The following is a 12,632-nucleotide window of genomic DNA, read 5'->3' as shown; positions in this document are numbered from 1 at the left end:
TCCGCGCCGGCGTGCCGGCGACGAAGTACTCCAGCAGCCGTTGCTGAACCGAACGCGACAGCCGGCTCCGACGGCGCCTAACCATCTCTCCAACCTAGCCTTTCCACCCTTAGCTAGGTCAGCCCCTCGCACGAAAGCGTCCTCGCTGCCGAACAGCAGCATCCCGGCGGTTTGCCCCGTGCGGATGCAGCGCTCGAGCTCCATCCAGCTTCGCCACATATCCGCATGGCCGAAGAAAAGCACGAGGTCGCGCAGCGAGCCCGGGTTGCCCGCGGGCAAGGTTCGGCCGACGGCGGACAGGGCGAAGGTTCCACTTGGCGCCTCCTCCAGGACGCCGAGCGCGACAAGCGCACGCAGCAGGCGCTTCAGCGCGGGGGCATGCACGTCCCCGCCGATGGCCTCCACGATACCAGGCACCGACTGCGGTCCTCCGTCGAGCGCATCCGCGATGCCGAGCCGTACTGCCGCATGCAGCGCGGCCGAGGCCTGGTAGGCCATCGCAAGCCGCAGCAGGTCGGCGGCCGGTGGTCGCTCCTCCGTCATGGCGGCTGCTATTCGGCTCGGGCGCCGGCTTCGCGCGCCACTGCCGTCCAGCGTTGCGCTTCCCGCGCCACGAAATCCGTAAAGGCGGCACGGGACAGGGCGCGGTCGGGCGCCGAGCCAAGGGCCACGATCCGCTCCATCGCGTCGGGCTGAGTCCGCGCCGCCGTGGCCTCGCGGTGCAGGCGGTCGCTGATGGCCTCGGGAAGGCCCGCCGGGGCGGAGAGACCGATCCAGACTGAGGCGACGAAATCGAGGCGTGCTGCCTCGGCGAAGGTCGGGAGATCGGGCCAACCCGGCAGGCGCGCAGGGGCGGCCACGGCGAGGATACGGAGCCGATCGTTTTGGCCGACCTCGCCGAGCGACGTCATGGTCGCCTCGATATTGCCGGCGATGAGGTCGGTCACCGCGGAAACGCCGCCGCGATAGGGCACATGGATCGGCTCGATGCCAGCCAGCCGGCGGAACTGCTCCAGCGCCACATGTGCGATGGTCCCGTTGCCGGGCGTGCCGACGCGAATGCGGCCGGGGTTGCGCCGCGCGGCTTCAAAGAACTGCCCGAGGTCGCGCAGCGGCGACGTGGCCGCGACGGCGATGGTCAGCGGGATCTCGGCGAGCAGCGCGAGATGCGTGAAATCCCGGACCGGGTCGTAGGACAGCGCGGGGTAGACGCCGGGGGCGACACCGTGCGGGCCGACGAAGGACATCGTCAGGGTTTGCCCGTCGGGTGGGCTCGCGGCTGCCGCGGCCGCACCGATCGTGCCGCCGGCGCCGGGGCGGTGCTCGGGCGTCAGGGGATGGCCCAGCGAAGCGGAGATGTGCGCCCCGACGGCGCGCAGGATGACGTCGGCCGGCCCGCCCGGCGGGGTCGGCAGGATGACCCGGATCGGGCGGGCGGGCCAGGATCCCGCCGCCTGGGCAAGGAGTATGCGCGGCGCTGCCGCGAAGGCGGTGGCCGCAAGCAGGCTGCGACGCTGCATGGTAGTGTTCCTCCCGGCGGCCGCACCACGCGGCCCGTCATGGCGCGATGGTGCCGGCCGGGGACTCACGGATCGGCTACGGATTCGCCCGCCTTCGCGGTCACCCGCACGCTGCCCGGCGCCTGCAGGGCGGCTTGCACCCGCCGGTGCAGGGAAGCCCGCCGCTCCGCGAGCAGCGCCAGCGGATCGTCCGGCAGGAGCGGGCTGCGGTAGAGCCGGCGCAGGGCTGCAGCTGCCTCGGCGCGCTCGACGGGCGGGGCCTGCTCGAGCCGGGCCAGCAGCGCCGCGGCTTCGCGGACGTCGCTCCAGCAGCGTTGGGGGTTGAACTGCAACGTGCCACCGCGCGACAGGATGATGTCGTCGCCATCCAGGAGACGGCGTAGCCGATGGAGGGCGGTATCCAGCGCATTGCGCGCGGCATCGCCGTCGGCGTCAGGCCAGAGCGCGTCGGCGACCCGTTCCTGCGGGACCGGCGAAGCGCCGAACGCTGCAAGCACCCGCAGCAGATCGAGAAGCCGCCGGCTCTCCTTGCGCGCGGCGGGGAGCGGGGCACCCCGGCGCTCGATCTCCAGCACACCGAGCAGCCGAAGCCTGATCGTCCAGGGCCATTCCGCGGCTGCCTCGGGTGGGGCCTTGAGGTCGTTGCGGAGGATAATGTCCCGAGCAACTTCCGGCTCGATTCCATGCCTGAGTGCGAGCGCTGCGAGCCGCGGCAGCAGGTCGCTGCAGCAGAGCAGAATGGGGCTGTGGCGGAAGCCGCATTCCCGCGCGACGGCGAGGGCAACGCGGAGATGGTCCAGCGCCTCCTGCTGCGCCCCCCTGCGCAGCGCTGCATAGGCCGCCACCGCGCCCGCCACCCAGTGGTGCCAGCGGCAGACGGCGTGGAACGGGTGCGCGAAGACCTCGTCGAGGATCGCCTGTGCCTCGTCATGCGCGTCCGCATCGGCAGCGGCCAGCGCGTGAGCAATCAGCGCTATGTGCTCGCGGAGATGGAACCCGCTGGCGCGCGCGCTGGCGACCGCGGCGCGCGACAGGCGCAGCGCGGTGAGAGGGTCGCCCTCCAGCATCGCGAGCATCGCGCGCTGACGCTCATATGCGGTCACCTCCACGGAGCTCTGCGGATTCAGCCCCGCCGCGGCGTTGCGCAGGTGCCGCCGCGCGGTCACCCCGTCGGCGACGGCGAGGGCTGCGAAGGCCGCCATCAGCTCGGCACTCGCGCGCTGCGAGGCGACGGACGGCTCCTTCTCCACAAGGGCGTTGGCCTGTTCGGCATCGGCGCGCGCGGAGTCATGCTGGCCGATCAGCGCCTTGACCGAGACGCTCACATCCCACCACCGCTTCAGCGTTATCGGTGCGGCGTTGCGGCCTACGGACATGGCGTCGATACGCAGAAGCACACGCTCCAGCCGGTCCAGCTGCCCCCGCCAGAGCAGGTGCAGGGTCAGCGGCCCAACCAGGAGGCGCTGGCCCAGCGCCGCATCCAGGTGCAGCAGTCGCTCGGCGCGGTCGGCGAGCGGCTCAGCCAGATCGTGCCATGGCGCGTGATAGACGATGGCGGCGAGCAGCCCCGGCACGAGGCGCATCTCCGCGGCGTCGTCGCCCGGCACCGCGGCGCGATCGGCGTTGCGCGTCAGCACCGCGATCCAGCGGTCGAGTTCGTGCAGCCGTCCGAGCGAGACCAGCGCATTGGCCGCCCCCGCCGTAGCGGCCAGCGACGCTCCGACGTCGCCCGCCGCTTCCGCAGCCTCATGCGCGAGCACGAAGCACGGCAGCGCGGCGGCGGGAGCCCGGTCCAGCAGGCAGAGGCCGTGCCAATAGGCCAGGCCACTGCGCGCTTCCGGCGGGATCGCTTCGATCAGCCGCAGCAGGGCGCCGGTGCGGCCCTCGGCGACGTAGCGCGGTGCGGCGTCGCGCAGCGCCACCTCGGCCTCGGCCCAGGCACCGACCGCGGCGAGAAGACCGATCGCGGCGTCCGTCGCGCCCGTCTCGATCAGCAGGGATGCGGCGTGGCGGTGCAGCGCTGCCACCTCCTCCGGCGCCGCAGTCGCCTCGAAGCGCCGGCGCAGCAATTCGCTGAACAGGGTGTGGAAGGTGTAGGTGGGCTCCGGCCCCTCGCGGCGGTCGGTGAAGAGGTTCGATGACGCAAGGCGTTCCAGCAGGCCCGGGGCGTCCCGGTGGCCGCTGACGCGGCGCGCAAGGCTGGCGGTAGCGCTCGGCAGGTGGGCGATGGCCGCCAGTGCGCGCTGCTCCGCCTCCGTCATGCGCCGCAGCACCTCGCCCGCCAGGAAGTCGAAGAGCCGGTGGCGCGCACCAGGTGCCGGCAATACCGCGTCGGCGGGTGAACCGAGGAGCATCAGGGTGAGGCCGGCAGCCCAGCCCTCGGCGGCCGCGAGTGCCGAGGCCATGGCCTCCGGCCGGCCGTGCAGGCGCACCAGGTCGCGCGTCTCCGCCTCGTCGAAGCGCAACGCCTCGGCGTCGAGGATGGCGAGATGCTGGCGGGCGAGTGCCAGCGCGTAGTCCGGCGGCGGCGGCTCCCGGCTGACGAAGAGCCACTGCACGCCGGACGGCAGTTCGCCGAGGACACGGGCGATCGCCTGGTGCAGCGGGTGATCGGCCGGGAGGTCCTGGTGGTTGTCGAGGACGAGCGTCCAATCGGGCGGCAGGTGGTCGAGCAGCAGTCGAAGCCGACGACTCAGGCTGCCCGCCAGGTCGGGCAGGTCATCCGCGCCGAAAGCGGGAAGATCGATGGACCGGCCCGCCGTGCTGGCCGCCAGGCTGTCGAGCGAGGCGAAGAAGGTCGAAGGGTCAGCATCCGCGCGGTCCACTTGGAACCACAGCGTCCGCCGGCCGCGGGCTCGCAGCCAGGTGGCGACCAACGTCGTCTTCCCGGCGCCGGGCGGGGCGGCGATCCAGACGCCCGCATACCCTGCCAGATCGTCCAGCGCGGAGAACAGCCGCTCGCGGTCGAAGGCCCGGCCGAGCCGCGGCGGCGACAGCTTGCCAAGCGCACCTATGAGGTGGCGGGCCGTCGCACTCAAGCGCGGGTCCATCGGCGCATCCCGTCTCCTGCCCGCTTCCCGATTGGAAAGGCTAAGCGGCAAGGCCGCCTCGCTGAAACCCTTTGGGCGGATGTCGATCGGTGGTGCCGAGCAGCAGGCGGTGCAGTATCGATTCAGATGCAGACGCTGTACTGAAGTGTTCGCTATCAAAGTACGGACTTCGGCCAAGTGGGATGCGAACCAGAGCGAGTGCCGATCGCGCGGAAATCGGCCTTCTGCCTTGCATCTTGGCATCCGTACTAAATCAGGCTGGTCAACAGGTTCGGAGAGAACCGGGCCTGCGGAGACGCGACCGGGGCCGCCCGCGGGCGCGGCAGGTCAACAGGTCAGCCACCGAGCGCCCAGAAAACCTGCCCCTCAGCGCGGCGCTCGGTCAGGCGGAGAGCACGGCTCGTATGGAAACTGGCGGAGGGAGTGCGACCGGATTCGAACCGTCGCCGTATTCTCTCCGCCACTTCGGGGGCTAGTCGGTGCTGCGATACCGCACCAGCGACAGCGAGCTCACCCGCCCCGGCTGCTTGTCGCAGGCGTCGTAGGGCGTCGGCGGCAGGTCATGCAAGCACGCCTGGTCCCGCGCCAGCCGCGCGCCGATCGTCTCCCTCTGGCCGCGCAGCTGATCGCCGAGCCGACGCCGGCAGTCCACCAGCAATTGCTCGTTCAGCGCGGTGAAGCTGACAGCATGCGGGACCGGCACTAGCAGGCTGCGGAAATTCGGCTGTTCAGATCGGTTCCTGCTCACTTCCGGCGATGACGAATGGGCCACGCCTTGTAGCCGTAGTCGTGGGCATCAAGGTGCCGCTTGCAGCCGGCTACGTCGAAACGCACCGCGCCCCGCCACCCCATGGCGCCGACGCACACCCCCGCGTGTTCTTCGAGAAGCGCCTCTAGCGGCGTGCGCGTCTGCCACCTCCGGTCGCTTGACAAATCGATTCTATCCCGAGCTGGATGACCGATGGGGCGTCGCGCACCGGTCCGATTGTACGACGGTTGGGAGGGGAACGTCATGAAATTTCGCGCATGGGCAGCTCTCGTGGGGTTGGGCGCCGTGACCGTGGTCTCTTCGGTGCAGGCGGCACCGTTGCTGACCGTGAGCTACAGCATTGGCTCGCTCTCGCGCGCACTGCAGTTCGTGACCGACGCCGCGACGGGTAACGGCTCGGTGCTCATCGCCTGTGACGGCTCTGTCCTCGTCGCCTGCGACGGCTCCGTCACGCCCGTACCTGGGGCGTCGTTCCGCACGCTCGGCGATGGTTCCGTGCGTGAGGTGACGCCGATTGCGCTGCTCGGCGATGGCTCCGTCAAGCTGGGCGACGGCTCGGTGATCCCGTCCGGTCAGGATGGGATTGCGCTGACTGGCCTTGCCTTCAGCCCCAACCCCTTCATCGACGCTGCCCTTGCTGTCGTCAACAACGGCGCAGCAACCAGTTTTCTGGTCACCTTCGGTGGCCCGCTCGCCCTCGGCGCGAACGCGTTCACCTATGGTCTCACCGGCAACGCGACGCTGGCCGATGGCCGGGACGACGGGGTCTCGATGGGCGCCCTGTCGCAGTTCGGCCTGGCACCTGGGCTCATCGCCGGTGGGGTCGATGGCGTCGGCGTCGCCGCGATCGGCAACACGCTCGATGCCGCAGGGACATACCCGCTCCCGCCCGCGTCCGGCACCGGCAATTGCGTCGCCTGCGGGTTCCAGCTGCTCGCGTTCGGGTTCCAGGGCAGCGGCGATGGCGATCAGTACACGCTGACCGGGCGGTTCGATCTGCAAGAGGCAACTGCCGTTCCGGCTCCAGCGCCGCTTGGCCTTCTCGCCACCGGGCTCGTGCTGCTCGGCCTCGCCCGCCGCCGCGGCTGAGGCTCAGGCCCGCGCGGCGATATCACGCCGGCAGAACCCCTCCGGCCACACCACGCGGTCGACCGCCGCGTAGGCAGCCGCGCGCGCCGCCGCCACCGTGGCGCCGCGTGCACCGATGCCGAGCACGCGCCCGCCATCGGCGACGACGCTGCCATCGACACGCTTCGTTCCCGCATGAAACACGCGCGCCCCTGGCATCGCAGCGGCATCGTCGAGGCCGCTGATCACGCTGCCCTTCGCATAGGTGCCCGGATAGCCGCGCGCGGCCATGACGACGACGACCGACGCATCATCCCGCATCTGCACCAATCCGAAATCGAGATCTCATGTCGCGCAGGCTTCGAGCGTGGCGAGAACGTCGCCCTCCGCCCGCAGCATCCAGTTCAATGAGTCGGCTACCGTTCGCGAGCGAGGCGCTGGCCATGTCGCCCACTCGCGCTTCGGTGGCTGCCATCACGCCCTCTCCACCCTTACCCGCAGCGTGCCGCTACCCAGATCGATCGTGCCTGCCGTGCCGTTCTCAAACCGCACGCTGACTGTAGACGCCTGCGCCAGATCGCCGAAGATCGACCACGGGCGGAACGCTGCTGCGTGCCGGCTCCCAGGCGGGCTAAAACTCAACGGGCACGCCCTTCGCGTTTGCGAGGTGATAGATCGCATCGAAGGTGCCGGGCGAATCCCAGGGTGCGTCGGGTGGCTCGCCGCGGAACTCGCGATAGGCGCGCTCGACGTTCATGTAGAGCCGCGCCGGCGCCTTCCAGTCGCCATAGGGACCAAACTCGATCTTCTTCGCCGCATCCAGCGCGGTCAGCCCGTCATCAAAGCACCGTCGCGATTCCGCCAGCACGTATTCGAGATACGCCTTCATCTCGACCACACCCTCGACGCCGCAGACGGGCCCATGCCCGGGCACGATCGCCTCTGGCTTCAACGCGATCATCAGGTCGAGGCACTCGAACCACTTCGCGTAGGAACCCGTCCAGCCCATAGGCGTGCAGCGCCGGAACAGGACATCGCCCGCAAAGATCACGCGCTCCTTCGGGACGTGAATGATTGTGTCGCCGCACTGGTGGCATGGGCCGACATGCGTCAGGTGGACATGCGTGCCGGCCAGGTCCAGCTCGTGCCGCTTGTCGAACACCGTCGTCGGCAGCACCAGCTCGACCCCCGTGAGGTCGTAGTCCTCCGCCAACTGCCGCCCGGCCGCCACCAGGCCGGGATGCACCTTGCCCATCGCCTCGCAGGTCATGGGGTTCCGCACGCCTGCCAGCAGGTGGCGGGTCTCCTCCGGCTTCGCGACGATCTTCATCCGCTCCGGCACGGAGCTATGGGCGATGATCTCGGCACCCTCGAACAGCTGGTTGCCCCAGACGTGGTCGCCATCCTCATGCGTGTTGATCACGCGCTTGGGCATGCCGGGCCAGACGCGGCTGAACAGGTCGATCATCCCGCGCGCATGGGGCAGGTCCGACTGCGTATCGATCACCACGCCGCCGCCCAGGTTGATCAGGCCGGAATTGGCATCGCAGACGCGATTCTTCTCATTCAGAACGGCAAAGCAGTTGTCGCTGACCTGCTTCATCTCCATCGGGCGCATCCTTCGTGTCGGGCGGGCGTTGAGAAGTGGCCACCGACGGGCCGCGCCATCGCCGCCCGGTGTGCCCTGCTATCCATGGAACTTCCGCAGCGCCTCGCGCAGCGGCCAGCGGCTAGGCAGCAGTCGGCCGGCCGGTTCGGCGAAACGGCACCGCAACGTGCCGAGCTGCTCGAAGGTGATCTCGATGTCTGCGCCTGGATCGACGAAGTCGTTATGGTCGCAACCAGTCGTATCGGGAATGGTGCCGAAACCGATCACCGAGCCCGGCTTCAGCGGTGCGATGAAATTGAGCCAGGCAAACACCGCCTCCGCCTTGTGGCTGATGTCGGAGGTCGACCCCCGATACTTCACCTCGCCGTTAACTCGCACGGTCACCCCGAGGTTGTAGGCATCGCCCACCTCGTCGGCAGTGACCAAGTATGGGCCGAGTTGGTTGCCCTTCGCCATGTCCTTCGTGAGGCAGAAGCCGCCGACGAACTCGGTCGCCTGCACGTCGCGCGCTGAGACGTCGTTGAAGATGCAGAAGCCCGCGACCGGCTGGCGCTCGTTGCCATAGACGACGGCAAGCTCGGGCTCGATATCGAGCCGCGAGGTGTAGGCCGGCCAGGGCACCGTCTCGCCATCCCCGACGATCGAATTCATGTTTCCCTTGTAGTAGGACAGCGGTTCCGGCTGGCCGGGCGCCGCCTTCGGCTTCGGGGTCATCACCGCCTTGGCGAAGGCCTGTAGCAGCGGCGCCGTCTGCGGGTTGTCCTTCTCATACGTCATCATCGTCTCGGCCGAGTTCTTCAGGTGCCGCGGCGTCAGGCCGAAATCATACAGCGCGGCGACCTCCACGGGCTCGAGCAGCCGGACGGCGTCGAGCGAAAAGCGTTCGTCCGGGCCAAGCTCGGCGAGATGCAGCTCGGCCCAGGCGAGACAGTCCTTGGCCATCCGCTCGCTGTCTGGAAGGCCGGTGAGATAGGCCCGGCTGTCCGCCAGATGGGGGTGGGAGGTCCCTGCCTTGGCCTGCAAGACGGAAAATGAAACGGCCCGATCGCGGACCGCCAGGCCGAAGAGGGGGGCGGGCGCGGCCGCGACATGGAAGCGAATCAGTTTCATGGCTCAATGTTCCAATCCCGTTTCAGGGCAGGCAATTACACAGTGACTCAGCGTTGAGTGGCACAACAATCTAACTTCTTCTCAATCGAAGCTCATTGATCTGGGGCAACGCCGAGAAGCGAGTTGCGCTTACCGGCATAGGTGCTTCGTAGGTTGTGTCCACTGATCCGCCGCGGCCAAGAGAGGTCCGGGTCCCGCCACTGCCAAAGCAGGTGGCGGCTGATATAGTTCGGACGTGCGACGTCGGCGACTTGCCCTGGACTCGTCCTGCTCGGCGATGATCGGCGGTTTCTCCTCCGGCCGCCAGCGCCGTCGCCGGAGGGATACGGTCGATCAGCCCGCCAAAGCCGACGACACCGAACGGCGTTGGGTTTGCCGCTCACGGCACCCGCCTCTTCGTGACCTCCACCGACAGCGTCGCGGCCGCCAGGTCGAACGTGGCCGCCGAGATGTTCCGCGCCATCACCCGCACCGTGTTGTTCGACCACACCGCGGCATCGAGCTCGATGAAGCGCGTCGACGACACCAGCGACGCCGACGCCAGGTCGCCCGCGCGTGCCCCGTTCACCGTGACATCGAGCAGCGATGTCGCCCCCGGCGCCAGGCTCGGCCGGCTCCGCCGGAATACCGTAGAGCCGCAGCGTATCGAATTCGATCTGCCCATAGAAGACCACGACCCTGATCTGCGCGAAGGCCACGCTTTAAGCGCACTCACCGACGTGGCCTGCTTCCGAGCTTTCCCTGCTGGCATCCTCCCATCACGAGGCCAGAAGGGAGTCGTCCCGCGTCCGACAATACGACCGTGCCGAAGCCGACGATGACGGCCGCAAGCTCATGCTGTTCTTCGCGCGGACGCTCGCGCGCGATCAGGGCTTGGTGCCGTCGGATACGCCATTGCTAATGACCGATCGCGTATTCTGAATTGGCTACGCCAACCGCCGCTTCGTCACCTGCAGTGCCAGCGGGGCCGCGGCGAGATCCACCGTCGAAGCGCTGATGTTGCGCGCGGTCACGCGCACGCTGTTGTTGCTCCACACGTGGCAGTCCAGAACGAAGGCGATGCTGCTGGTGTCGAGCGTGGGGCGGCGAAGTCGCCCCGTCTCGTGCCGGCACATTGACGTCGACGTTGGCCGTTGCGCCGGAGACGAGGCTCGGCAGGTCCCAGCTGGTCTCCAGCGCCAGCGTCCGCGTCCCGGCCGGCACTGAGGGGCAGCCGTAGAGGATCGCCGGGGCGTCCTCCGGGAGGCCGTAGAGCCGCAGCGTCTCGAGCTCGATCTGCCCGTCGAAGCCGATGATGCCGATCTGCGCGAAGGCGACGCCTCTGCTCACGCCCCCCACTTGACCTGCCCCCGTAGAAGCGGTCCGCCGGTAATGTAATCCGGCGGCAGCGGAGGGGGTGATGGGGATGGCGCGGAAGAAGGCGCACACGCCGGAGGAGATCGTGGCGAAGCTCCGGCAGGCGGAGGTGCTGGTCGGCCAGGGGAAGACGGTGGCGGATGTGGTGCGGGCGATCGGGGTGACGGAGCCGACCTACTACCGCTGGCGGGCGGAGTTCGGTGGTCTGAAGCTGGACCAGGTGAAGCGGCTGAAGGAGCTGGAGCGCGAGAACGCACGGCTGCGGAAGGCGGTGTCGGACCTGACGCTCGAGAAGGTCATTCTCAAGGAAGCTGCCTCGGGAAAGTGGTGAGCCCCGCGCGGCGGCGGACCTGTGTCGAGCATGTCGTGCGCGAGTTCGGCGTGTCGGAGTGGAAGGCCTGCGCGGTGCTGGGGCAGCACAGATCGACGCAGCGGAAGGCGCCTCGAGGATCCGACGACGAGGCGGCGCTGACGGCCGACATCGTCGATCTGGCGAAGCGCTACGGGCGGTATGGCTACCGGCGGATCACGGCGCTGCTGCGGGAGGCGGGCTGGGCGGTGAACCGCAAGCGGGTGGAGCGGATCTGGCGGCGCGAGGGGCTGAAGGTGCCGCAGCGGCAGCCGAAGCGCGGCAGGCTGTGGCTGGCGGACGGCTCCTGTATCCGGCTGCGGCCGGAGCACGCCAACCACGTCTGGGCCTATGACTTCGTTGAGGACCGGACACGGGAGGGCCGAAAGTTCCGGATGCTGTGCGTGGTGGACGAGTACACGCGCGAGGCGCTGGCGATCCGGGTGGCGCGGAGGCTGACCTCGTCGGATGTCATCGACACCCTGGCCGATCTGTTCCTGAGGCACGGGACGCCGGCGCACATTCGCTCGGACCAGGGGCCGGAGTTCGTGGCCGAGGCGGTGAAGTGCTGGATCGCCGGCGTCGGGGCGAAGACGGCCTACATCGAGAAGGCGAGCCCGTGGGAGAACGGCTACGTCGAGAGCTTCAACGGCAAGCTGCGGGACGAACTGCTGAACGGGGAGGTGTTCAACACGCTCCGCGAGGCGCAGGTGCTGATCGAGGAATGGCGGCGGCACTACAACCGGATCCGGCCGCACTCGTCGCTCGGGTACCGCCCGCCCGCTCCGGAGACGGTGCCACTGGCCAGGTCGCAGATCAGCTCAGGAGCAGGCTCGGCTGCGATGGCCCACTAAAATTCCACCCGGACCACTCAATGCGGGCTGGTCACTCGCGCTGCGAGGCCACGCGGCCCGGCTGCACGACGGCGATCATGATGTGATCAGAACTCCCGAATCATAGCAGCAACGCGACGCTCGATCGCGCTTGGCTCAGCCCCCGCCGCAGCGCGAATGGTCCGTCACGCGCGGAGCACCGCGCCGCAGACGGAGAGCACCATGACCGACCGAGACGCCCGCGCCGCGCGCAACCGGGAGCGCAGCCTCGCCGCCTTCCTGAAGCACAAGGCGGAGTTCGACGCCCTGCTCGCCGAGTTGCAGCAGGCCAGCGCGGATCACTTCGGCGCGGATCCCGAGACGGTGCTCTGGGGCGAGGCCGCATGGCTCGCGGACGCCACAGCGAAGCTGAAGGACATCGCCGACCAGCATTTCCGCCGCGGTGAATACGCCGCTTAGCGCGGGCCACTCCCGCACCGCCCCGACCGGGTTCCACCCGGCGGGGCTCCCGGCCGTAGGGGGGCGACGGTCGGTTCCCGGAACCGGAGACCCTGACGATGAAGCTTTCGGACACCCAGCGCGCGATCCTCACCGCCGCCGCTGAGCATCCCGAGCACCTGGCCTACCCGCCCGAGCGCCTGCCCGCAGGAGCGCGGCAGAAGGTGGCGCAGGCGCTGCTGAAGCAGGACCTGGTGATCGGCGTGCACCGCCCCGCCTACGACGCGATCGCGAAGTGGACGGTGGAGGGCGACGAGATGCTGCTCAAGATCACCGACGACGGGCTGCGCGCCATCGGCATTGACCCGAACGCCGGCGACGCGCCGGAGGAGGACGAGCAGAGCGCCGAGGCCATCGCGCGCCGCAACGCCGAGCGACGCGCCACCGCGGAGGCCGGCGCGACGGGCGCGGACACGGCGCCCTCGGGCGGGGCGGAGGAGGCGCCGCGGGACGAGGACGCCCCGGCGCCG

Annotated in this window: 13 protein-coding genes; 4 read left to right on the top strand and 9 right to left on the bottom strand. The window is 69.3% G+C overall.

The genetic code is table 11. From position 1 onward, the window contains the following. From OZN99_RS14750 to OZN99_RS14735, 4 genes are all read right to left on the bottom strand, one after another. On the bottom strand, positions 1 to 543 hold a 543-nt coding region (locus OZN99_RS14750), incomplete at its 3' end, for a methyltransferase family protein (protein ID WP_270936003.1). 8 nt (positions 544 to 551) lie between these two features. After that, positions 552 to 1,520: a Bug family tripartite tricarboxylate transporter substrate binding protein gene (locus tag OZN99_RS14745; RefSeq protein WP_270936002.1), complete on the bottom strand. Its 969-nt coding sequence runs from the start codon at positions 1,518 to 1,520 to the stop codon at positions 552 to 554. A gap of 65 nt (positions 1,521 to 1,585) precedes the next feature. Continuing rightward, positions 1,586 to 4,570 carry a hypothetical protein gene (locus tag OZN99_RS14740; protein WP_270936001.1) on the bottom strand — a complete coding sequence of 995 codons (2,985 nt, stop codon included), beginning with the start codon at positions 4,568 to 4,570 and terminating at the stop codon, positions 1,586 to 1,588. A gap of 472 nt (positions 4,571 to 5,042) precedes the next feature. Then, positions 5,043 to 5,273 carry a hypothetical protein gene (locus tag OZN99_RS14735; RefSeq protein ID WP_408611847.1) on the bottom strand — a complete coding sequence of 77 codons (231 nt, stop codon included), beginning with the start codon at positions 5,271 to 5,273 and terminating at the stop codon, positions 5,043 to 5,045. Positions 5,274 to 5,582: 309 nt separating this feature from the next. On the opposite strand from OZN99_RS14735, the gene OZN99_RS14730 reads away from it, so the two are divergent. Further along, positions 5,583 to 6,428 (top strand): hypothetical protein, encoded by an 846-nt coding sequence (locus tag OZN99_RS14730; RefSeq protein ID WP_270936000.1) that lies wholly within the window; start codon positions 5,583 to 5,585, stop codon positions 6,426 to 6,428. A 3-nt stretch (positions 6,429 to 6,431) separates the two neighbouring features. On the opposite strand, the gene OZN99_RS14725 is transcribed toward OZN99_RS14730, so the two are convergent. The 5 genes from OZN99_RS14725 to OZN99_RS14705 all read right to left on the bottom strand — a co-directional run bounded on the left by OZN99_RS14725 (position 6,432) and on the right by OZN99_RS14705 (position 10,455). Beyond that, entirely contained in the window at positions 6,432 to 6,728 is a 297-nt protein-coding gene (locus tag OZN99_RS14725) for a phosphoribosylglycinamide synthetase C domain-containing protein (protein ID WP_270936004.1), read from the bottom strand. Between the two features lie 310 nt (positions 6,729 to 7,038). Beyond that, positions 7,039 to 8,016, bottom strand: a complete 978-nt coding sequence (locus tag OZN99_RS14720) for an MBL fold metallo-hydrolase (RefSeq protein ID WP_270935999.1) — start codon at positions 8,014 to 8,016, stop codon at positions 7,039 to 7,041. Between the two features lie 78 nt (positions 8,017 to 8,094). Further along, a complete protein-coding gene (locus OZN99_RS14715) occupies positions 8,095 to 9,126 on the bottom strand; it encodes a fumarylacetoacetate hydrolase family protein (protein WP_270935998.1) in 1,032 nt (343 codons plus the stop codon). A gap of 379 nt (positions 9,127 to 9,505) precedes the next feature. Next, positions 9,506 to 9,694, bottom strand: a complete 189-nt coding sequence (locus OZN99_RS14710; protein WP_270935997.1) for a hypothetical protein — start codon at positions 9,692 to 9,694, stop codon at positions 9,506 to 9,508. 329 nt (positions 9,695 to 10,023) lie between these two features. Beyond that, positions 10,024 to 10,455, bottom strand: coding sequence for a hypothetical protein (locus tag OZN99_RS14705; RefSeq protein ID WP_270935996.1), 432 nt, complete (start codon positions 10,453 to 10,455; stop codon positions 10,024 to 10,026). Positions 10,456 to 10,531: 76 nt separating this feature from the next. On the opposite strand from OZN99_RS14705, the gene OZN99_RS14700 reads away from it, so the two are divergent. The 3 genes from OZN99_RS14700 to OZN99_RS14690 form a co-directional block, all read left to right on the top strand. Beyond that, positions 10,532 to 11,685 (top strand): IS3 family transposase gene (locus tag OZN99_RS14700; RefSeq protein ID WP_270935995.1). Its coding sequence is split into 2 segments (ribosomal slippage): positions 10,532 to 10,799 and positions 10,799 to 11,685, totalling 1,155 coding nucleotides; the frame shifts between segments, so codons are not numbered across the junction. Between the two features lie 201 nt (positions 11,686 to 11,886). Continuing rightward, entirely contained in the window at positions 11,887 to 12,123 is a 237-nt protein-coding gene (locus OZN99_RS14695) for a hypothetical protein (protein ID WP_270935994.1), read from the top strand. Between the two features lie 98 nt (positions 12,124 to 12,221). Further along, positions 12,222 to 12,632, top strand: a 411-nt coding sequence (locus tag OZN99_RS14690) for a hypothetical protein (RefSeq protein WP_270935993.1), incomplete at its 3' end; no start/stop codon positions are given.

This window comes from Falsiroseomonas oryzae, assembly GCF_027856955.1.
Taxonomy (GTDB): Bacteria; Pseudomonadota; Alphaproteobacteria; order Acetobacterales; family Acetobacteraceae; genus Falsiroseomonas; species Falsiroseomonas oryzae.
This window is presented reverse-complemented; position numbering and strand designations above follow the sequence as displayed.